This is a genomic window from Neisseria sp. P0014.S002 (genome assembly GCF_051958295.1).
GTDB lineage: Bacteria > Pseudomonadota > Gammaproteobacteria > Burkholderiales > Neisseriaceae > Neisseria > Neisseria flavescens_B.
The window spans coordinates 439379-460237 of the sequence record NZ_JBQCVO010000001.1 but is presented as its reverse complement, the minus strand read 5'-3'; the positions used below and the strand labels follow the sequence as shown (position 1 = coordinate 460237).

The window sequence follows — 20859 nt, the reverse complement described above, 5'->3', positions numbered from 1 at the left end:
ACCAAAAGGCCGTCTGAAAACCATGAATTTATGGTTTCAGACGGCCTTTTCATTAAACCTTGTTTTAATGGTCTTCACGCGCGTGGTTGATCGTATATTTAGGAATTTCTACGACCAAATCTTCATCGGCAACGACTGCCTGACAGCTCAAGCGTGAATCGGCTTCCAAGCCCCATGCTTGGTCGAGCAGGTCTTCTTCCAATTCGGTTGGTTCTTCCAAGCTGTCAAAACCTTTGCGGATAATCACGTGGCAGGTTGTGCAGGCACAGGATTTTTCACAGGCGTGATCGACTTCGATGTCGTGGTCGAGCAGTACGTCAAGGACGGTTTGGCCTTCCGGTGCATCTTCGATAACCGCGCCTTCAGGGCATAATGTCGCGTGTGGGAGTACGGTAATTTTTGGCATTTTTATTGTCTCGGTTGTTTAAGAGTGGTTGTGGTTAAAGTGGTTTCAGACGGCCTTGGATATTCAATATTCAGGCCGTCTGAAAAATGGGTTTATAACATGATGCCTTTACTTTTTAAATTTTCCAGGCATTCGTCTAAGTAGGCATCATCGTGTTCGACATAAATCGGCGAAGTAGCTGTTTCAGCAGCGTGTGCGTGGTATGGGGCAACGGCTTTACCGCGATACAACGGGTCTTTCCATAAAACGTCAGGCTTGTAGCCGCGCTTTTCCATCTCTTCCATAATCAGTGCGTGATACAGATAGAGCTTGTAAGGCGAATGGGTGAAGACATAATTCACCGTCGCATGCGGCCTGCCCCAACCCGCTCCGCGAAGCGCGGCGCATTCGCGATGCTGCCCTAAAAGTTGGGCGCGGGGGAGTAGCGGGATAAGGGTTTGATGCCAGAGTCTCATTGTGATTCAAATAAATTTGAATATTCTGCGTAAGCTTTCTCTAAATTTTCTTTTGAATAGGTAGTATAAATATGAAGACCTTCTTCAATTTCAGTGGTTAGCTTTGATCCACTTGTCCCAAAGTATTCGTCTTTATATAAACGGACTTTGGAATTTTTGGGTTTATATGCATTTTCTGAAGAGATGAGATTTCTTAATATGGAAGGATTTTGTTGGTGCTTTTCCTTAATAAAGGAGATAAATGCACTTCTGTTTACTTCAAAGATTTTTTCTTGATGATGTTCTTTGACAGTTTTTTCAAAACCTAACTCTGCTATTTCATTTTTAGGAAATACAATTTCGCCTCTTAATGAGAGAAAAAGCCTTTTCACAAGATTTTCATCAATTGCAAAAAGCTCAGTTTCTCCTATTTGGCTTTTGCCGAAAATTTCATGAAGTAAGGTTTCTTTTTCTTTATAGTTGTCGGTTTTAATGGCTAGAATGCGCTCTAATCCAGCAACGTTTGCGTAGCCGTTGTTTTCCAAATGGCGCATTCTAATTTCAAAATTATTTTCGTCAGTAATACCAATTTTATATACACCTTTGATGACGGTTTTCATCAGGTAGACAATGCCTGCTTTTTCCATTGTTGTCCTTTATTTTTGTAAGAGGATATCTTTTCAGACGACCTTTTTATCAAAGGTCGTCTGAAACCATCCACCATCAAATATTATCAACGCTTTGCCCTGTCAGTGCGCGTTGGATATTGCGGTTCATGCGTTTGGCGGCGAAGTTGTCGGTACTATGGCTGAGTTTGGCAACGGCGGCACGGATGTCTTCGGCTTTGCCGTCTTTCAGACGGCCTTGCAAGTCGGCAATGTCTTGTTGAATCTGTTGCAATTCTTCGGCTTCCAATAAATCGCTATCCAATTCAAGAGCAGCGTTGACGGCGTCGGTCAGGCTTTCGGCTTCGACTACGGCTTCGGCGCGTGCGCGTGCGGCCATGTCTTCTGCGGCGTTGCTCATGCTGTCTTTGAGCATTTGGGTGATGGTGCTGTCGTCCAAACCGTAGGAAGGTTTGACTTCGATTTGCGCCTGTACGCCGGTGCTTTGTTCTTGTGCAGAAACGGACAGCAAACCGTCGGCGTCCACTTGGAAGGTCACGCGGATACGCGCAGCGCCTGCTGCCATCGGCGGAATGCCGCGCAGGGTAAATTTGGCAAGGCTGCGGCAGTCGGAAACGAGTTCGCGCTCGCCTTGTACGACGTGTATCGTCATGGCGGTTTGACCGTCTTTGAAAGTGGTGAAGTCCTGCGCGCGTGCGGTAGGAATGGTGGAGTTGCGCGGGATGATTTTCTCGGCAAGACCACCGTAGGTTTCCAGGCCGAGTGATAAAGGCGTAACGTCCAGCAACAGCCATTCGCCGTCGGTTTTGTTGCCGGCAAGGACGTTTGCCTGTATGGCGGCACCGAGTGCAACCACTTCGTCGGGGTTGAGGTTGTTCAGCGGGGTTTGTCCGAAGAAGGTGGCGACCGCTTGTTGAACGTGCAGCATACGGGTTGAGCCGCCGACCATAATCACGCCTTGGATGTCGGCTTTCGTCACGCCTGCGTCTTTCAGGGCTTGTTTGACCGGCTCTATGGTTTTTTGCACCAGATTTTGCGTCAGGTGGTGAAACTCTTGGCGGGTAATGACGGTATGAACTTTATGGCCGTCTGAAAGTGTGGTTTCGATGACGGCTTCGGTTTGAGTGGTCAGTTTTTCTTTGGCGCTACGGACAAGGGAAAGCAGAAGCTGGCTGTCTTGTTCGTTGAGTTTGGAAAGGTCGTTTTGTTCGAGCAGGTAGCAGAATAAACGATGGTCGAAATCGTCGCCACCCAATGCGCTGTTGCCGCCGGTGGCTTTAACTTCAAACAGGCCTTTGGTCAGTTGCAATACGGATACGTCGAATGTGCCGCCGCCCAAGTCATAAACGACAAACGTGCCTTCTGAGGCGTTGTCCAGTCCGTAGGCGATTGCGGCGGCAGTTGGTTCGTTGAGGAGGCGCAATACATTCAAGCCTGCCAAGCGCGCGGCATCTTTGGTGGCTTGACGTTGGGCATCGTCAAAATAAGCAGGTACGGTAATGACGGCGCCGACCAAATCTCCGCCTAATGTTTCTTCGGCACGCGATTTGAGGGCTTTGAGGATTTCTGCCGATACTTCGATAGGTGTTTTCGCACCTTGACGGGTGTTTAACTCGACCACGCGCTCATTGGGTGTAAATCGATAGGGCAGGTATTGCGCCTCTTGTGTGAGGTCGGTAAGGGTGCGGCCGATCAGGCGTTTGGCGGAGCTGATTGTATTTAGCGGATCGGTTTTTTGGGCAGAAAGGGCGTTTTTGCCGACTTCAACTTCGCCATCTAAATAACGGACAACCGAAGGCAGGGTGGCGCGGCCGTCTGAATCGGGCAGGCAGACTGCGCTGCCGCTGCGGACGGTGGCAACCAAGCTGTTGGTTGTACCTAAATCAATGCCTACGGCGAGGCGGTGTTGATGGGGGGCGGCGGACATGCCGGGTTCTGAAATCTGCAAAAGAGCCATGATTGTGTGCCTTCTGATGCTGTATTTATTAGGATGGGCAGATTTTAGCAGATTTTTGGCAGATAGTTGAGTGGTTTGCTAGGAAATAACCATAAGGCCGAATGTTGTTTTTTGATTGAAAAGAAAGTAGATTTTGAATTCAGACTTGTATTTTTTAAGAAATGCGGATAAAATTCAGCCTCTTTGCCTTGCCTTTTACTTCGCATGGTGAAAGGCTGTTTTTAATCATCCATAAGGAGATAACATGCGTCATTACGAGATCGTGTTTATCGTTCATCCTGATCAAAGCGAGCAAGTGCCTGCTATGGTTGAACGTTACAAAACCATGATTACTGAAGCCAGCGGTAAAATCCACCGTTTGGAAGACTGGGGCCGTCGTCAATTGGCTTACCCAATCAATAAAATCCACAAAGCACACTATGTTTTGATGAATATCGAAACTACTCCTGAAGTGGTTGAAGAGTTGGAAACTGCTTTCCGCTTCAATGATGCCGTACTGCGTCACCTGACCATCAAAACAAAACACGCTGTAACTGAAGCTTCCCCAATGCTGGGCGGCGAAAAAGCAAAAAACTTGCTGAACGGTGCAGCTGAAGAAGTTGCAGCAGCCGAATAAGATTGAACAATCTGATTAAGCTTACCGCCCGTATCTTGCAGGTTCAGCCTTTGAGATATACGCCGGCAGGAATTCCTGTTTTAGATGTTGTGTTGCAGCATGAGTCTTGGCAGGAAGAAAACGGACAGAAATGTCTGGTTAAATTTGAAATCCCCGCACGGATTTTAGGTAAGCAGGCTGAAGAATGGCAGTATCGGCAAGATGCTATCATCGAGTCGGAAGGTTTTTTGGCGCAACGCAGCCAACGCTTCCCCAAGCCGGTACTACGCATACAGAACATTAAAGAATATAAAGGTTAAACGACAATGGCTCGTCAATCATTCAAACGTAGAAAATTCTGCCGCTTTACGGCTGAAAAAATCCAAGAAGTTGATTACAAACAAGTTGATTTGTTGAAAGACTTCATCTCTGAAAACGGCAAAATCATCCCTGCCCGCATTACTGGTACTAAAGCACACTACCAACGTCAGTTGGCTACTGCTGTGAAACGTGCCCGTTTCCTGGCTCTGTTGCCTTACACCGATCAACACAAATAATTTTGGAGTTTAAATCATGCAAATTATTCTGTTAGAAAAAATCGGCGGTCTGGGTAACTTGGGTGACATCGTTACCGTTAAAAACGGTTACGCACGCAACTTCCTGATCCCTGCCGGTAAAGCAAAACGTGCAACCGAAGCCAACATGAAAGAATTCGAAGCACGCCGCGCTGAATTGGAAGCCAAACAAGCTGAAATCTTGGCTGATGCTAAAGCACGTCAAGAAAAACTGGAAGGCCAAACCATTACTGTTGCTCAAAAAGCCGGTGTTGATGGTCGTCTGTTCGGTTCTGTTACCAATGCTGACATCGCTGAAGCGATTGTTGCTGCCGGTATCCAAGCTGCTAAAGCAAACGTACGTCTGCCTAACGGTCCTTTGAAAGCTGTTGGTGAATACGAAGTTGAAGTGGCTCTGCACACTGACGCTGTTGCTAAAATTACCGTTGCTGTTGTTGCAGCCGCTGAGTAATTGATTCATTCAAGGCCGTCTGAAAATCAAGGGTTTCCTTGGATTTCAGACGGCCTTGTTTATGTGCTTGAGCCGAAGCAAATCAGTGCCGAGTTGTTTATATTTTTGGCTGATTAAAAAGTATGGCGGTTGGCATAGAGAGATAATGTGTTGGACGAATATTCTTTCGTATTCGGATTTATCATAGTATTTTAATAAAGAGATTATTTATGAATAAAATCAAAATCTTTGGGATGGGTCTGGCTGCTTTGGCTCTGGCTTCATGTAGTACCCCGCAAAAGCCTGCGGTTGATACGGCAAAACCGGTTGAACCTGTTTCCTCTGCAAAACGCCCTGTATTTGATGCTGCGGCTGAATCTGTTGCCAGCAGCGGTTTCAATGAGAACGTCAACGTTCAGCAGTTTATCCAATATGAAGTGAAAAACCGCCGTTTCAGTGCGGAAGAATTGCGCAATTTCTTTAATGGCGTGGTGTATAAAGGCAACATTATTACCATTATGTACCGCCCAAGCACTTCGCGTCCTTGGTATGAATTCCGCACGGGTAACTCTGGTGCGGCCAAATTTAATGGCGGTAGACAATTCTATGAGGCAAACCGTGCCGTAATCGATGATGTGGCACGCAAATACGGCGTACCTGCCGAATTGATTGTGGCAATTCTCGGTATCGAAACCAATTACGGCAAAAATACGGGCAGCTTCCGTGTTGCCGATGCCTTGAGTACATTGGCCTTTGATTATCCTCGCCGTGCCGAGTTTTTCCAAAACGAGTTGAGCGAACTTCTGCAGATGGCAAAAGAAGAAAAAGAAAATGTCTTTGACTTCAAAGGCAGCTATGCCGGTGCAATGGGTATGCCGCAATTTATGCCTTCAAGCTACCGTAAATGGGCGGTAGACTATGATGGGGATGGTCATCGCGATATTTGGAATAATGTCGGCGATGTGGCGGCTTCTGTCGCCAATTATATGAAGCAGCATGGCTGGCAGACAGGCGGTAAGATGGTTGTGCCGGTAAGTCTGACGATTACTCCGCACTTGCAGGCGATTATCGATGAGAAGACTGCCTTGACGCGCACTGTCGCAGATTTCAAAGCTTTGGGTGTGGTGCCTCAAGCTGCTGTTGCGGATAATGAAAAGGCTGTGTTGTATGCTTTGGAAACGAGTCCAGGCGTATTTGAATACTATTTGGGCCTGAATAACTTCTACACTGTATGGCAATACAATCACAGCCGTATGTATGTAACAGCGGTACGCGATATTGCGAATGCAATCAATAACAATGGCCTGTGAGGCATAAGAAAACCACCCTTTGGGGTGGTTTTTAAGTATTTGGTTTTTTTACAGAACATTTTAAGCTGTCAGTCTGATTTTCATGGCGTAACGTTTTTTGCTGTGCCCTGAAACAAACTGTCCGCCTCGTGCAGGGGATAAAAACGCATTGCCTTCTGCGGTTGGCTCTGCACAAGTATATTGGCCGTTTCGATCGCTCCAGAGGGCATACACAGGCAGATTGTGGGTGCGGATATCCAGTTTCAAGCCGTCAAATGCAACGTGTGCATCCTGGTCGGAGGAAACAAATTTGGTATGGGAGATATAGTCGGCATCGTATGGGGCGCCGTTGAAATCAAATTGTGTACCGACGGCGGTAAAGTAGGGGTGGAATCCCGGGGATGTGCGGACGGGCGATTCGCCGTAATTGCAGACGGTTAGGATGGCGATGGCTTCATTTTCGTTAGGCAGGCTGTAATCAAGCAACCATTCGACGTGTTCATAGCCTTTTTCTGTGCTGATTAATTTCAAGCCGATATCCGATTCATTTTGATGGCGGATTTTCCAGTCTGAAGTTCTGCCGAAACCATGTTGGGCCAGATGATTTTTACTGTCCGGTCCGAATTGGGGTAAGCAGACGTGCATGCCGCCGCGTAATTTTGTGTCATCGCCCACGTGGACGCTGGTTTTCGGAAATAAGACTTCCCGTCCTTTTAGAATCAGGGAGTCAATATATCCGCCCATTGTATTGACTTGCATAGTGGCTGATTGGTTGCGTAGTATGATTTCAGGCATAATGATTTGAGCTTCAAATTGTTTATCATTTGTGTAGCATTCTAACATTGCGATGACATGCTGTCGCTGTAGGCTCGATAGAAAATCCTTAATAAAAATCAAAAAAATGCTAGAATATATGCCATTTTCTGAGGCCGTCTGAAGAGCGGATAATTCTTTTCAGACGGCCTTCCGATTTATTTCCCGTAGAGAAACAACATGGCTTATCAAGTTCTTGCACGAAAATGGCGTCCGAAAACCTTTGCCGATTTGGTCGGTCAGGAACACGTCGTCAAAGCCCTGCGCAACGCGCTGGACGAAGGCCGTCTGCACCATGCCTATCTGCTGACAGGGACGCGCGGTGTGGGTAAGACCACGATTGCCAGGATTTTGGCCAAGAGTTTGAACTGCGAAAATGCCGTGCATGGCGAGCCATGCGGTCAGTGTGAAAGCTGTACGCAAATCGACAGCGGCCGTTATGTGGATTTATTGGAAATCGACGCGGCATCGAATACAGGTATCGACAATATCCGCGAAGTGTTGGAAAACGCCCAATATGCGCCGACTGCGGGTAAATACAAAGTCTATATCATCGACGAAGTGCATATGCTTTCCAAAAGCGCGTTCAATGCCATGCTGAAGACTTTGGAAGAGCCGCCTGAACACGTTAAATTCATTTTGGCGACCACCGATCCGCACAAAGTTCCCATTACCGTATTGAGCCGCTGTTTGCAGTTTGTGTTGCGCAACATGACAACCCAACAGGTTGCCGAGCATTTGGCACATGTCCTGGATCGTGAAAATGTACCTTATCAGCCGCAGGCTTTGCAGCTTTTAGGACGTGCCGCCGCCGGCTCGATGCGCGATGCGTTGAGTCTTTTGGATCAGGCGATTGCCATGGGTTCGGGTAAAGTGGCCGAACAAGATGTCCGCCAAATGATCGGAGCGGTCGATAAACAATACTTGTTTGAGTTGCTTGAAGGAATCATCAATCAAAACGGTGAGGCTTTGCTGGAAAAAGCTCAGGAAATGTCTGCCAGAGCGATTGGTTTTGACAGCGCATTGGCAGAATTGGCCATGCTGTTGCAACGTTTGGCTTTGATTCAAACCATTCCTTCCGCCTTAGCGAATGATGACCCTGAACGTGAAACTTTGCTGCGATTAAGTCAGGCTTTGAGTGGCGAGCAGATTCAGCTTTATTATCAATGTGCTATTCATGGAAAACAGGATTTGCCGCTGGCTCCGGACGAGTATGCCGGTTTTGTCATGACACTTTTGCGCATGCTTGCATTTGCGCCATTAGCCGCTTCGGGTTGCGATACGCAAAGTCAAATTGAACACACGGATTTGCATTCCGATCATCAGAAAGCTGAGGCCGAAAAAAAGCCTTTTCAGCTGCCGAAATCTGAGCCGATAGCAGCACCGGCGGTTGAGAAAGAAGCTGTTCCGAGCAAACAGGATACCCTTGAAAGGCCGTCTGAAGAAACTATTCAGTCTGCTCAACAACAGGCGGATGTACCGCCTTGGGAGGAAATGCCGAGCCAAGTATCGGCTGAGCCGCCTCAAACTCAAACGGCGCAAATGCAAGAAACTGCGGAGCCATTGCCTGTTGCAAAAGTTCAGACGGCCCCTGAGCCGGAAGAATATCCGCACATAGATGAGGAAATTCCACCTCCGTATTTTGATGAAGCATATACATATGAAGATTCACACCGTGCTGATGTGATGGAAGTACCGCAGCCGGTTGCGTCTGCTGAGCCTGAAGAAGAGGAGGGAGATGAAGAAGAGCTTCAGTTTGCTCCTTTGCCTGAGTTTAAAACAGAGAATTGGCACAGCATCATCGAACGCTTCGCCCGTAAGTTAGGCGCGGCGCAGATGTTGGCGCAAAATGCGGCATGGACGAGTTATGCTGCGGAAGCAGGATTAATCATGCTGTCGTTGACGGATGAGGCCAAAGCCACTGCCAATAAAGAGCGACTGGATAAAATCTGCCAGACGTTGAGCGAGGCCTACCATCTTGGCAATTTAAGGCTGCAAACCGAGCCTTGGCAGGATGATAAAGGCTGGGAAACGCCGGTTATGCGTCGCAAACGTATTCAAGAAGAAGGGCGGCAGCAGGCACAAGATTTGCTGGAAGCAGATACAACGGCGCAGAAAATCTTACAAACCTTTGAAGCACAATGGCTGCCGGATTCTTTAGAATTGGCAGGGCATTCTTAAAATACCGATATACAAGGCCGTCTGAAAGGCAAGAGCGTTTTTCAGACGGCATGACTGAAACCCATTTATTCAAACCCATAGGAGTAAAACATGTTCGGAAAAGCCGGATTAGGCGGCCTGATGAAACAGGCGCAACAAATGCAGGAAAACATGAAAAAAGCACAAGCCAAGCTGGCTGAAACTGAAGTTGAAGGCGAAGCAGGCAATGGTTTGGTAAAAGTGGTGATGACGTGTTCACACGTTGTCCGCAAACTTGAAATCAGCCCTGATTTGATTCAAGAAGCCGCTGACGACAAAGAAATGCTGGAAGATTTGGTATTGGCCGCCATCAATGCCGCTTCTGAAAAAGCCGAAGAAACGACCAATAAAACCATGGGTGCGTTTACCCAAGGCCTACCTGCCGGTATGGGCGACTTCTTCCGCTAAACCCGCGCTGCAAAGCAAACAAAGGTCGTCTGAAACGCTGAAAAAGCAGTTTTCAGACGGCCTTTGGATTATCTGTTCTGCAGATTGAAATCAACATATTGGCAGTTATTCTGCCGCAGGCATATTGAGTGTTTATTGCATTCAAATCCGCTCAATCAATATTAAAAACCAACCGATACACCAAACAAAATGAAACCGTCTCTTCCTATCCGCTCACTTCTTTTAAGCTGTATTTTCGCCGCAGCAAGCGCAAACAGCTTTGCCGCCGAAACCGTCATTATTTCTCCGGATAAACAGTTCAGCGTTAAAAAAGTCTGCAACCACAAAACCAAAGAATGCTCTTTCTTTGCAGGCAAAAAAGCCATCGAGAAAAATCTTCCCGAAGACAGGACTAGCCATGAGTGGCTTGGCAATACCTTCGTATTAAGGACTAGCTTAGGATCGTATGATTCCTACACCACCTTCGCCGACCGTACCCACAAGCCCCATACGCTTTCCTCAGTCATCGCCACCGACAGCAAAACGCAATGCGCCGTGACCGCAGATAATAAAGGCGTGTCGTTCTACTCGCTATTTCGCGACAAACCCGTCAAATTCATTGCTGCAAATGACAAAAAATTCAGTTTTCCCCAAGATGTTGTCTCGTTGGAATCCGTCATCGAAGCAGAATTCAAAGGCAAGAAAGTCCACATGACGTATATGAACAAAGCCGAACGCCATGTCTCGGTCGTTTTAGACAATCCGTGTGTGAAATGATGTGCCAAGTTTGATGGACAAGGCCGTCTGAAAAGATGCCGTTTATTCCAAAACGAAACAGCCCGAAACCTGACTGAAAAAGGTTTCGGGTTGTTTGCACCTGTTCGCCAGACGAAGTGAGTAGGGCGCAAGGCGTGCCAGTTTGGTGGATAGAGACCTTGGCAAAGGTCTTATGAGGATTCAGGGCTTTCTTTGGGAAAGAACAATCGTTCCTGATTGATGTAAAAAAGCCTGAACAGAAGTTCAGGCTTTTAAAATTTGGCTCCCCGACCTGGGCTCGAACCAGGGACCTGCGGATTAACAGTCCGTCGCTCTACCGACTGAGCTATCGGGGAATGGGGCGTATTATAATGGCTGGAAAAAATGTGTCAATCAATATTTTTAAGAAAATGGTGCAAAATATTTCAAATGTTTGAATGTTAAAAATATTTTGTAATCAAGTTTCACATGCTTTCCAGCCGTTTCAGACGGCCTTTAGTATTTGGCGTTAACCAATTTGCCGTTTTGGAACACTTGCTGCTGCATCACGGTGCCGTTGTAGGCGTAAGTGGTTAACGAGCCGTTGCTTGGCGTGGCGCGGAACTGCATCAGCTGGTTGCGGCTGAGGACGTAGGGGTCCGTGCGTTTTTGGTTGTTGTCGCTGTAAAAGTCTTGGACGACATATTCGTTGTTGCGTTTGCTGATCAATTGGCGATGGAAGCCGCCTTTGACTGCGCTGTTGCTGGGTGTACCGTGCGCATCAAAATAGGTCACGATTTGTTCTTCTGAGATACGGATGCCGTCTGAATCTGTGTCTTTGGTGGTTTTGGTTTTGTCCAAGCCGACAGGGATGTTGATGGATGTACCCAAGCCAACATGGCGGCCGATGCTGGTGCCGACGCCCAAGCCGACGGAAACGCCGGGTGTGCCGACTGTACATGCGCTGAGTGAAGCGGCCAAAAGGGCAGGTAAGAGAACTTTTTTCATAATGTGTATCCTTGTAATAAGAAATGTTTGTAATGTTGGAAGTATAGTATTTTTGTAGGGTGGCTGGTGTTAGTATTGGTAAAAGGGCTCAATGCCGTCTGAAAAACAAGATAGGAACGAATATATCATTCTGGTGTAGAATGTGCCGAAATAATGATTTAATAAGAATGTGAATGAATAATGAAAACTTTGAAATTTACGAAGATGCACGGTTTGGGCAATGATTTTATGGTGGTCAATGCCATCAATCAGGACTTTGATCCGTTGGCTGCACCGCTTGCCCAATGGGCAGACCGCTATCGCGGCGTGGGTTTTGATCAGTTTTTGGTAGTGGAGAAGCCTTCTTCTGATGCGGTCGATTTTCGGTACCGCATTTTCAATGCCGATGGCCGGGAAGTAGAGCAGTGCGGCAATGGTGCGCGTTGTTTTGCGCGTTTTGTCACGGATAAGGGTTTGACGGATAAAACGGAAATCTTGGTCGAAACGGCCAAAGGGATTATTGTACCGAAGCTGTTGGATAACGGTTTGGTTACCGTCAATATGGGTAAACCGCGTTTCATGCCGTCTGAAATTCCGTTTGTGCCTGCACATGGTGAAAATAAAGATGCGCTGACACATATTGTCTTGGTCGGTTTGGAATCTGTACCGGTAAGCTGCGTGAATATGGGTAATCCGCATGCGGTGATTTTGGTTGATGATGTTGAGACTGCGCCGGTGGAGTATTGGGGCAGCGCTATTGAATCGCACGAGCAGTTCCCTGAACGGGTCAATGTCGGTTTTTTACAGGTTGAAGATGAATTGTCAGTCCGCCTGCGCGTGTTTGAACGCGGGGTGGGGGAAACTCAGGCTTGCGGCACTGGAGCGTGTGCGGCCGTGGTGGCCGGCGTGCGCAATGGCTTGCTGAAAGCGGGTGCGCCTGTGCGTGTTACTCTGCCTGGCGGCGAATTGTTTATCAGTTGGGAAGAAGGTGGCGATGTGCAAATGACCGGCCCTGCTGAAACCGTTTTTGAAGGCGAGTTGCAGTATTCATGATGGTTTCTTTGGATTTTTGGTTTGCCATCGCGTATGCTGCGGTATCGTTGGCATTTATTTTTCGCGCGCAGCGGTTTCAATGGCTTTGGGCTGCGGTGTTGTTGTGGCTGGGGATTTCGGCACTGGGCGCGCGCTTGCTACCCGGAATGTGGGGCTTTACGCATACAGGCCCTTTGTTCATCCCTCATTTTTATCTGACAATCGCCAGTATTTTCTTCTTTATCGATGACTGCAGTAAAACGGAAGACAAAAAGTTTTGGTCGGCAGGTGAATATGCCGGTTTAACCTTATTTGCCGTTTCCAATGTTGTCATGACTTTGGCTTTTGTTTTCTTGGCAGGCGTGGTTTATTTCATCTTGCCATTGGCAGGCGCGGTTTTCGCATGGGCGGCCTTGCTGAAAATTTATGCCTTGAAACCGATTTATTGGTTTGTTTTGCAGGGAGTGTTGATGCTGGTGTTTTATCTGCACCGCGTGGTCGTGTGCAGGCAGTCGGCGGCTTTGTTTAGTGCCACTCAGCTGCAAATGGGTTGGTTGGTTGCGGTTGTCATGCAGGCTGTGGTTGCCATGGCTTTGATTTTTGAACGGGGCGGATATTAATTTATCCAAACTAAAAGTTATAATGAAAGAAATATTCGATATTGGTTTTTCAGACGGCCTGAGTTTAATATGCAGGCTATATCACATCTAAATCTGGAGCAGGAAATGAAAATTGCAAATAATATTACCGAGCTGATCGGCAACACCCCTTTGGTGAAATTGAATCGTTTGACCGAGGGTTTGAAAGCGCAAATCGCCGTTAAACTTGAATTTTTCAATCCGGGCAGCAGCGTGAAAGACCGTATTGCCGAAGCCATGATTGAAGCGGCGGAGCAGGCCGGTAAAATCAATAAAGATACCGTTATCGTTGAGGCGACCAGCGGCAATACCGGTATCGGTTTGGCAATGGTGTGTGCGGCCCGCGGTTATAAATTGGCGATTACTATGCCTGAAAGCATGAGTAAAGAACGTAAAATGCTGCTGCGTGCATTCGGTGCAGAGCTGATTTTGACACCGGCTGCCGAAGGTATGGCAGGCGCTATCGCTAAAGCCCAGTCTTTGGTTGACGAACATCCAGATACTTACTTTATGCCGCGCCAATTTGATAACGAGGCTAATCCTGAAGTTCACCGCAAAACTACTGCCGAAGAAATTTGGCGTGATACAGACGGCCAAGTTGATATTTTCGTGGCCGGCGTGGGTACAGGTGGTACGATTACCGGCGTGGGCGAAGTATTGAAAAAACACAAACCCGAAGTTCAAATCGTGGCCGTCGAGCCTGAAGCTTCTCCAGTATTGAGTGGTGGTGAAAAAGGCCCGCATCCGATTCAAGGTTTGGGCGCAGGCTTTATCCCCAGTGTTTTGAATACGGCTATTTACGACAGCATTGTCAAAGTACCTAACGAAGCAGCATTTGAAACTGCGCGCGCTATGGCTGAAAAAGAAGGCATTTTGGTAGGTATTTCTTCCGGTGCTGCGGTATGGAGCGCATTGCAACTGGCTAAAAAACCTGAAAACGAAGGCAAGCTGATTGTTGTCTTGTTGCCATCGTATGGCGAACGCTATCTTTCTACGCCTCTGTTTGCAGATTTGGCATAATATAGGATTGTTGTTAAAAGGCCGTTTTCAGACGGCCTTTTTTGCGTATGAGCTTGAGATATCGTATGAAATCTGTTGTAATTCAGTTAATGAGCTTTGAATACCGTTATTCAAAAGCTGGTTTCTTCAACGAATCATGCTTATAATGCGCATTATGAAAAAATACATTCTTCCTATCCTTGCTGTGGCGGCACTTGCCGGTTGTGAATCGATTTATGTTCCAACATTGAAAGAAGTGCCAGTTCGACCAACCAACGTCAAGAAACCTAAGGCTGATTCACAAGTTTCAGCTACCGGTTATCATTTGGCTCCTTCGCATTGGGCAGATGTTTCCAAGATTCATGATGAAGCACGTCGCTTGAGTACCCAAGTGAGCCAAGGTAGTCTGACCAAAGTCCAGGCTGCCCAATATTTGAACCGCTTCCGTATCCAACAAGTAGGACGCAACTCCGTCGATGACAGTATGTACGAAGTTTATCTGCGTTCTGCCGTTGACAGTCAACGTGGTGAAATTACTACCGAGCAATCCAAACAGTACATCCAAGGTGCTTTGCGCGGTTGGCAGCAACGTTGGAAAAACATGGATACCAAGCCAAGCAATCCTGCGTTTACCAACTTCCTGATGGAAGTTATGGGTATGCAACCTTTGAAATAAAAAAGTCATAAACCGAGAAGGCCGTCTGAATATTCAGACGGCCTTCTTCTTATATTTATATATGTGTAGTCGAACTTTATCCAATTAAGAACCAAACAGCTTGTCAGCCGCTTGACGGGCTTTCTCTTGAATATCTTCGGTCAGATAGTTTTTCATTTGAGAATAAACCAACGCAATGACGGCAATGTCATCGCTGAAGCCAAATGGAATCAGAAGGTCGGGAATGCTGTCGATAGGGCTGAGGAAATAAACCAGTGCGCCGACAATAATCATTTTGGCCCGTTTGGGCGTGTGTTCGGATTCCCAAAGGTAATAAAGTGCATAAAGTTGACGGACGACAGGTTTGCCCAGACGGCCCGCAAAGCGTCCGAGTTTTTTCATAAAACCGGATGTGTCCAAGTTTCGGCGACGGAAGGAGGGGATGTAGTCTTCCGGATTGGGTGTGTTTTGATGAGGGGAGTGTGTCATGATACAGCCTCCTTATAAGGTATGGAAACATTATTGGTATTGCACTGTATTTTAGTCCATCTAGGAATGAATGAAATGTCTTTGAATGTATAACTATGTAAGAGTAGTGGTGATAATGCAATGGTAATAAGTTAAGAATGGTTTATGACTTTGTAAAGATTAGGTATCAAGAGTGAGAATTTATCTCATAATAGATACAATTCTCAAATCATAATGATGTTATCGTAAGTGCTTTGATGGGGGAGATGGCTTAATTGCAGGAAAGTAACAAAAAAGGCGAATCACACAAAAAAAAATCTAAGAATGATTATTTGATTTTATTGGCCTTTTGGTAAAAATCATTAGAGCATTCATAAATTGCACTGTTCAAAATGAGATAAAACAGGTAAATTATGGTTTATGTAGCTTATTGTAGTGCTGAGCTATAGGTTTTGAGCTGATAATAAATCTAGAGGAACTGACCATGTCCGCCAAATCACGCCCGGTATTTTTGGAAATTCCGAATATCCGATTGCCCATACCGGGGATTGTATCTATTCTTCACCGTATCAGCGGCGTCGGCTTATTTGTGATGCTGCCTGTTCTCTTGTATTTCTTCTCCGGAACGCTGGATCGCGAAGCGTCGTTTGAAGCATATCGTTCTGCTATCTCCAATCCGTTTGTGAAGCTGATTCTTATCGGTCTGTTGTGGGCATATATGCACCACTTTTTGGCCGGTATCCGCTTTCTGTTTTTGGATGTGCATAAAGGCTTGGAATTAAATACTGCCCGTGCTACTGCTAAAGTTGTATTTGCTTCCGCTTTGATTCTGACCGTCGTTTTGGGAGCTTTGTTATGGTAGAGCGTAAATTGACAGGTGCGCATTACGGTTTGCGCGATTGGGCAATGCAACGTGCAACTGCGGTCATCATGCTGGTGTATACCGTGGTTCTTTTGGTTGTTTTGTTTACGTTGCCTAAAGAATATTCGGCATGGCAGGCATTTTTTGATCAGACCTGGGTGAAAATATTTACCCAAGTGAGCTTCTTGGCTGTATTCCTGCATGCATGGGTAGGTATCCGCGATTTGTGGATGGACTACATTAAGCCTTTCGGCGTACGTTTGTTTTTACAAGTTGCCACCATCGTCTGGTTAGTAGGCTGCTTGGTGTATTCAGTTAAAGTAATTTGGGGGTAAATATGGGTTTTCCTGTTCGCAAGTTTGATGCCGTGATTGTTGGCGGTGGTGGTGCAGGTTTACGTGCAGCCCTCCAATTGTCTAAATCCGGTCTGAATTGTGCTGTTTTGTCTAAAGTGTTCCCAACCCGTTCTCATACTGTAGCGGCTCAAGGCGGTATTTCTGCTTCATTGGGTAATGTGCAGGAAGACCGTTGGGATTGGCACATGTACGATACTGTGAAAGGTTCCGACTGGTTGGGCGACCAAGATGCGATTGAGTTTATGTGTCGCGCAGCGCCTGAAGCCGTAATTGAGTTGGAACACATGGGTATGCCTTTCGACCGTGTGGAAAGTGGCAAAATCTACCAACGTCCTTTCGGCGGCCATACTGCCGAACACGGTAAACGCGCAGTAGAACGTGCATGTGCGGTTGCCGACCGTACCGGTCATGCGATGTTGCATACTTTGTACCAACAAAACGTCCGTGCCAATACACAATTCTTTGTAGAATGGACGGCGCAAGATTTGATTCGTGATGAAAACGGCGACGTAGTCGGTGTAACTGCCATGGAAATGGAAACCGGCGAAGTTTATATTTTCCACGCTAAAGCTGTGATGTTTGCTACCGGTGGCGGCGGTCGTATTTATGCTTCTTCTACCAATGCTTATATGAATACTGGTGACGGTTTGGGTATTTGTGCCCGTGCAGGTATTCCGTTGGAAGACATGGAGTTCTGGCAATTCCACCCGACCGGTGTGGCCGGTGCAGGTGTATTGATTACCGAGGGTGTGCGCGGTGAGGGCGGTATTCTGCTGAATGCCGATGGCGAACGCTTTATGGAACGTTACGCTCCAACCGTAAAAGACTTGGCTTCCCGTGACGTGGTTTCCCGTGCGATGGCGATGGAAATCTACGAAGGTCGCGGTTGCGGTAAAAACAAAGACCACGTATTGCTGAAAATCGACCATATCGGTGCAGAAAAAATTATGGAAAAACTGCCGGGTATTCGCGAGATTTCCATTCAGTTTGCCGGTATCGACCCGATTAAAGACCCGATTCCTGTTGTGCCGACTACCCACTACATGATGGGCGGTATTCCGACCAACTATCATGGCGAAGTTGTTGTTCCGCAAGGTGAAGATTACGAAGTACCTGTAAAAGGTCTGTATGCGGCAGGTGAGTGCGCTTGTGCTTCTGTACACGGTGCGAACCGCTTGGGTACTAACTCCCTGTTGGACTTGGTGGTATTTGGTAAAGCTGCCGGCGACAGCATGATTAAATTCATCAAAGAGCAAAGCGACTGGAAACCTCTGCCTGCTAATGCCGGTGAATTGACCCGCCAACGTATCGAGCGTTTGGACAACCAAACCGATGGTGAAAACGTTGATGCATTGCGTCGCGAACTGCAACGCTCCGTACAACTGCACGCTGGTGTGTTCCGTACCGATGAGATTCTGAGCAAAGGCGTTCGAGAAATCATGGCGATTGCCGAGCGCGTGAAACGTACTGAAATCAAAGACAAGAGCAAAGTGTGGAATACCGCGCGTATCGAAGCTTTGGAATTGGATAATCTGATTGAAGTAGCGAAAGCGACTTTGGTGTCCGCCGAAGCGCGTAAAGAATCACGCGGCGCGCACGCGTCAGACGACCATCCTGAGCGCGATGACGAAAACTGGATGAAACATACCCTGTATCATTCAGATACTAATACTTTGTCTTACAAACCGGTACATACCAAGCCTTTGAGCGTGGAATACATCAAACCGGCTAAACGCGTTTATTGATGAGTTTTCAGACGGCCTTTATCTTAAAGGCCGTCTGAAACCTAACCATACCCACATTGAACTGCTTGAATTCATAATACAAAATCATTGGGCAGTTTATGAGAAAAGGAACACTTCTCATGGAAAAAATGAGTTTTGAAATTTACCGTTACAACCCGGACGTTGATGCCAAGCCTTATATGCAACGTTACGAGTTGGAGTTGGAACCAACCGACGTTAAACTTTTGGACGCTTTGGTGCGCCTGAAAGCACAAGACGATACATTGTCTTTCCGCCGTTCTTGCCGCGAAGGTATTTGCGGTTCCGACGGTATGAACATCAACGGTAAAAACGGCTTGGCATGTCTGACCGATCTGCGCAGCCTGAAACAGCCGGTTAAAATCCGTCCTCTGCCAGGCCTACCTGTTATCCGTGACCTGATTGTGGATATGACCCAATTTTTCAAACAATATCACTCCATCAAACCTTACGTTGTCAACGATAACCCTATCGATGCGGACAAAGAGCGTCTGCAAACTCAGGAAGAGCGTAAAGAGTTGGACGGTTTGTACGAATGTATTTTGTGCGCCTGCTGTTCGACTGCCTGCCCGTCATTCTGGTGGAACCCTGATAAATTCGTTGGCCCGTCCGGTTTGCTGAATGCTTACCGTTTCATTGCAGATAGCCGTGATACCATCACTAACGAGCGTTTGGATAATCTGAACGACCCATACCGTTTGTTCCGTTGCCACACCATTATGAACTGCGTAGACGTATGTCCTAAACACTTGAATCCGACCCGAGCCATCGGTAAGATTAAAGAGATTATGTTGAAACGAGCCGTTTAAGAAATGATGGTTTTTGACGATATTGCCAAACGGAAAATCCGTTTTCAAACCCGCCGAGGATTGTTGGAATTAGACTTAATCTTCGGCAGGTTTATGGAAAAAGAATTCGAGCACCTGAGTGATCAGGAGTTGTCCGAATTTTCCGAAATCCTCGAATTTCAAGACCAAGAGTTGCTTGCCTTGATTAACGGACATTCGGCGACGGACAAGAAACACCTGATTCCCATGCTTGAAAAAATCAGACAGGCATGACGTATTATAGAGCTTGTTTGCGATGCCAATCCGAACAAGCTCTTTCCATACTGAGGCCGTCTGAAAAAAAGGACCGTGCCGCTTGGGCGGCAACGAAAGCCCCAACTTACAAAGGAGTTTAAGAATGTCTAAATCAGTCAAGCTCACCACCCCAAATCAAGAGACCTTGGAACTGCCAGTATTGGAAGCAAGTATCGGCCATGATGTGGTTGATATCCGTGCGTTGACAAAAAATACAGGTCTGTTTTCCTTCGACCCCGGGTTTGTGTCAACTGCAAGTTGCGAATCCAAAATCACTTATATTGATGGCGATGAAGGTCTGTTGTATTACCGTGGTTATCCTATTGAGCAGCTGGCCGAAAAATCCGATTACTTGGAAGTTTGCTATCTGTTGATTTATGGCGAACTGCCAACCCCTGAACAGAAAAAAGAATTTGATGCCACAGTCAGCCGCCATACTATGCTGCATGAGCAGTTGACTTGGTTCTTCCGCGGTTTCCGTCGCGATGCGCACCCGATGGCGATGATGGTTGGCGTGGTTGGCGCTTTGTCTGCTTTCTACCAAGACAGCTTGGATATTGCCAATCCGGAACACCGCAAAATTGCGATTTACCGCTTAATCTCCAAAATCCCGACAATTGCGGCAATGTGTTACCGTTATTCCAACGGTCTGCCGTTCAATTATCCAAAAAATAACCTTTCCTATGCTGAAAACTTCTTACACATGATGTTTGCGACACCATGTGAGGAATACAAACCTAATCCAGTATTGGCTCGCGCGCTCGACCGCATCTTTATTTTGCATGCCGACCACGAGCAAAACGCTTCTACTTCGACTGTACGTTTGGCCGGCTCTTCTGGTGCGAACCCATTTGCCTGTATCGCTGCCGGTATCGCCTGCCTGTGGGGTGCCTCACACGGCGGTGCAAACGAAGCTGTGTTGAAGATGCTGGACGAAATCGGTGATGTATCTAATGTTGCCGCATACATGGAAGGTGTGAAACAACGTAAATACCGTCTGATGGGCTTCGGTCACCGCGTATACCGCAATATGGACCCACGAGCCAACATCATGCGCGAAACCTGTTATGAAGTCTTGAAAGAATTAGGCTTGGAAGACAGTCCTAAATTCAAGCTGGCTATGGAATTGGAACAAATTGCACTGAAAGATCCGTTCTTTGTTGAACGCAAGCTGTATCCAAACGTCGATTTCTACTCTGGTATCGTCTTGTCCGCATTGGGCATTCCAACTGAAATGTTTACCGTTATCTTTGCATTGTCGCGCAGTGTAGGTTGGATTTCTCATTGGCATGAAATGATTAGCGATCCGGCACTGAAAATCGGTCGCCCACGTCAACTGTATACCGGTGCAGAACGTCGCGATTACGTTCCGGTAGATAAACGCTAATAGACAATACATTAATATATTGTTGAAAAGTCGTTTGAAAAAATCGAATTGCCGTTTTCAATGAGGTTGGTCGTAATTAATTAAGTTGATAGCAGGTAATTTGATTTGAAATAGGGTAGAATAAAGTGTCATTTCAGACGGCCTGAATTCCGTTCGGAGAACACGGGATTCTACCCTTTGTTTA

Annotated in this window: 25 protein-coding genes and 1 tRNA gene; 18 read left to right on the top strand and 8 right to left on the bottom strand. The window is 46.8% G+C overall.

What is annotated here, in order from left to right:
• Positions 1–64: 64 nt before the first annotated feature.
• From fdx to hscA, 4 genes are all read right to left on the bottom strand, one after another.
• Complete coding sequence (gene fdx, locus ACTHSX_RS02150; protein WP_003686005.1) at positions 65–406, bottom strand: ISC system 2Fe-2S type ferredoxin; 342 nt, start codon at positions 404–406, stop codon at positions 65–67.
• Between the two features lie 92 nt (positions 407–498).
• Positions 499–861 (bottom strand): TIGR02328 family protein, encoded by a 363-nt coding sequence (locus ACTHSX_RS02145; protein ID WP_440376442.1) that lies wholly within the window; start codon positions 859–861, stop codon positions 499–501.
• Positions 858–1487 (bottom strand): GIY-YIG nuclease family protein, encoded by a 630-nt coding sequence (locus ACTHSX_RS02140; protein ID WP_440376443.1) that lies wholly within the window; start codon positions 1485–1487, stop codon positions 858–860. Before ACTHSX_RS02140 ends, ACTHSX_RS02145 begins: the two co-directional genes overlap by 4 nt.
• Positions 1488–1563: 76 nt before the next feature.
• Positions 1564–3423, bottom strand: coding sequence for a Fe-S protein assembly chaperone HscA (gene hscA, locus ACTHSX_RS02135; protein ID WP_440376444.1), 1860 nt, complete (start codon positions 3421–3423; stop codon positions 1564–1566).
• Positions 3424–3667: 244 nt separating this feature from the next.
• Between hscA and rpsF the strand changes: the two genes are divergently transcribed.
• From rpsF to mltB, 5 genes are all read left to right on the top strand, one after another.
• Positions 3668–4039, top strand: coding sequence for a 30S ribosomal protein S6 (gene rpsF, locus ACTHSX_RS02130; protein ID WP_003686150.1), 372 nt, complete (start codon positions 3668–3670; stop codon positions 4037–4039).
• Complete coding sequence (gene priB, locus ACTHSX_RS02125; protein ID WP_191620669.1) at positions 4036–4338, top strand: primosomal replication protein N; 303 nt, start codon at positions 4036–4038, stop codon at positions 4336–4338. Before rpsF ends, priB begins: the two co-directional genes overlap by 4 nt.
• A 6-nt stretch (positions 4339–4344) precedes the next feature.
• On the top strand, positions 4345–4575 hold the full coding sequence (rpsR, locus tag ACTHSX_RS02120; RefSeq protein WP_003678863.1) for a 30S ribosomal protein S18: 231 nt from the start codon (positions 4345–4347) through the stop codon (positions 4573–4575).
• A 16-nt stretch (positions 4576–4591) separates the two neighbouring features.
• Positions 4592–5044, top strand: a complete 453-nt coding sequence (gene rplI, locus ACTHSX_RS02115; RefSeq protein WP_003678862.1) for a 50S ribosomal protein L9 — start codon at positions 4592–4594, stop codon at positions 5042–5044.
• Positions 5045–5253: 209 nt separating this feature from the next.
• Positions 5254–6333 carry a lytic murein transglycosylase B gene (gene mltB / locus ACTHSX_RS02110; RefSeq protein ID WP_250579108.1) on the top strand — a complete coding sequence of 360 codons (1080 nt, stop codon included), beginning with the start codon at positions 5254–5256 and terminating at the stop codon, positions 6331–6333.
• A gap of 60 nt (positions 6334–6393) precedes the next feature.
• On the opposite strand, the gene ACTHSX_RS02105 is transcribed toward mltB, so the two are convergent.
• Positions 6394–7107 (bottom strand): aldose epimerase family protein, encoded by a 714-nt coding sequence (locus tag ACTHSX_RS02105; RefSeq protein ID WP_440376445.1) that lies wholly within the window; start codon positions 7105–7107, stop codon positions 6394–6396.
• A 198-nt stretch (positions 7108–7305) separates the two neighbouring features.
• Here ACTHSX_RS02105 and dnaX point away from each other — a divergent pair, with 198 nt between their 5' ends.
• The 3 genes from dnaX to ACTHSX_RS02090 all read left to right on the top strand — a co-directional run bounded on the left by dnaX (position 7306) and on the right by ACTHSX_RS02090 (position 10488).
• A complete protein-coding gene (dnaX, locus tag ACTHSX_RS02100) occupies positions 7306–9306 on the top strand; it encodes a DNA polymerase III subunit gamma/tau (protein ID WP_440376446.1) in 2001 nt (666 codons plus the stop codon).
• Positions 9307–9396: 90 nt separating this feature from the next.
• A complete protein-coding gene (locus ACTHSX_RS02095) occupies positions 9397–9732 on the top strand; it encodes a YbaB/EbfC family nucleoid-associated protein (protein ID WP_003678854.1) in 336 nt (111 codons plus the stop codon).
• A 189-nt stretch (positions 9733–9921) separates the two neighbouring features.
• Positions 9922–10488 (top strand): hypothetical protein, encoded by a 567-nt coding sequence (locus tag ACTHSX_RS02090; RefSeq protein WP_440376447.1) that lies wholly within the window; start codon positions 9922–9924, stop codon positions 10486–10488.
• 259 nt (positions 10489–10747) lie between these two features.
• Here the strand turns inward: ACTHSX_RS02090 and ACTHSX_RS02085 are convergent.
• A tRNA-Asn gene (locus tag ACTHSX_RS02085) sits at positions 10748–10823 on the bottom strand.
• A gap of 139 nt (positions 10824–10962) precedes the next feature.
• Complete coding sequence (locus ACTHSX_RS02080; RefSeq protein ID WP_440376448.1) at positions 10963–11454, bottom strand: NemA protein; 492 nt, start codon at positions 11452–11454, stop codon at positions 10963–10965.
• A 180-nt stretch (positions 11455–11634) separates the two neighbouring features.
• Here ACTHSX_RS02080 and dapF point away from each other — a divergent pair, with 180 nt between their 5' ends.
• From dapF to ACTHSX_RS02060, 4 genes are all read left to right on the top strand, one after another.
• Positions 11635–12486, top strand: coding sequence for a diaminopimelate epimerase (dapF, locus tag ACTHSX_RS02075; RefSeq protein WP_440376449.1), 852 nt, complete (start codon positions 11635–11637; stop codon positions 12484–12486).
• Positions 12483–13085: a hypothetical protein gene (locus ACTHSX_RS02070; protein WP_204788228.1), complete on the top strand. Its 603-nt coding sequence runs from the start codon at positions 12483–12485 to the stop codon at positions 13083–13085. Before dapF ends, ACTHSX_RS02070 begins: the two co-directional genes overlap by 4 nt.
• A 105-nt stretch (positions 13086–13190) precedes the next feature.
• A complete protein-coding gene (gene cysK, locus ACTHSX_RS02065) occupies positions 13191–14123 on the top strand; it encodes a cysteine synthase A (protein ID WP_283121182.1) in 933 nt (310 codons plus the stop codon).
• A 154-nt stretch (positions 14124–14277) separates the two neighbouring features.
• Positions 14278–14778, top strand: coding sequence for a membrane lipoprotein lipid attachment site-containing protein (locus ACTHSX_RS02060; RefSeq protein ID WP_371444493.1), 501 nt, complete (start codon positions 14278–14280; stop codon positions 14776–14778).
• An 84-nt stretch (positions 14779–14862) separates the two neighbouring features.
• Here the strand turns inward: ACTHSX_RS02060 and ACTHSX_RS02055 are convergent, their stop codons facing one another.
• Positions 14863–15246: a YkvA family protein gene (locus ACTHSX_RS02055; RefSeq protein WP_063075928.1), complete on the bottom strand. Its 384-nt coding sequence runs from the start codon at positions 15244–15246 to the stop codon at positions 14863–14865.
• 463 nt (positions 15247–15709) lie between these two features.
• Here ACTHSX_RS02055 and sdhC point away from each other — a divergent pair, with 463 nt between their 5' ends.
• The 6 genes from sdhC (at position 15710) to gltA (ending at position 20675) form a co-directional block, all read left to right on the top strand.
• Complete coding sequence (sdhC, locus tag ACTHSX_RS02050; RefSeq protein WP_440376450.1) at positions 15710–16087, top strand: succinate dehydrogenase, cytochrome b556 subunit; 378 nt, start codon at positions 15710–15712, stop codon at positions 16085–16087.
• Complete coding sequence (gene sdhD / locus ACTHSX_RS02045) at positions 16081–16422, top strand: succinate dehydrogenase, hydrophobic membrane anchor protein (protein WP_070591356.1); 342 nt, start codon at positions 16081–16083, stop codon at positions 16420–16422. Before sdhC ends, sdhD begins: the two co-directional genes overlap by 7 nt.
• A gap of 2 nt (positions 16423–16424) precedes the next feature.
• Positions 16425–18188 (top strand): succinate dehydrogenase flavoprotein subunit, encoded by a 1764-nt coding sequence (sdhA, locus tag ACTHSX_RS02040; protein WP_003686011.1) that lies wholly within the window; start codon positions 16425–16427, stop codon positions 18186–18188.
• A 119-nt stretch (positions 18189–18307) separates the two neighbouring features.
• Entirely contained in the window at positions 18308–19015 is a 708-nt protein-coding gene (locus ACTHSX_RS02035) for a succinate dehydrogenase iron-sulfur subunit (protein WP_003678833.1), read from the top strand.
• Between the two features lie 3 nt (positions 19016–19018).
• Positions 19019–19267: an FAD assembly factor SdhE gene (locus ACTHSX_RS02030; protein WP_003678830.1), complete on the top strand. Its 249-nt coding sequence runs from the start codon at positions 19019–19021 to the stop codon at positions 19265–19267.
• Positions 19268–19391: 124 nt separating this feature from the next.
• Positions 19392–20675 (top strand): citrate synthase, encoded by a 1284-nt coding sequence (gene gltA, locus ACTHSX_RS02025; protein WP_070591354.1) that lies wholly within the window; start codon positions 19392–19394, stop codon positions 20673–20675.
• Positions 20676–20859: the final 184 nt, after the last annotated feature.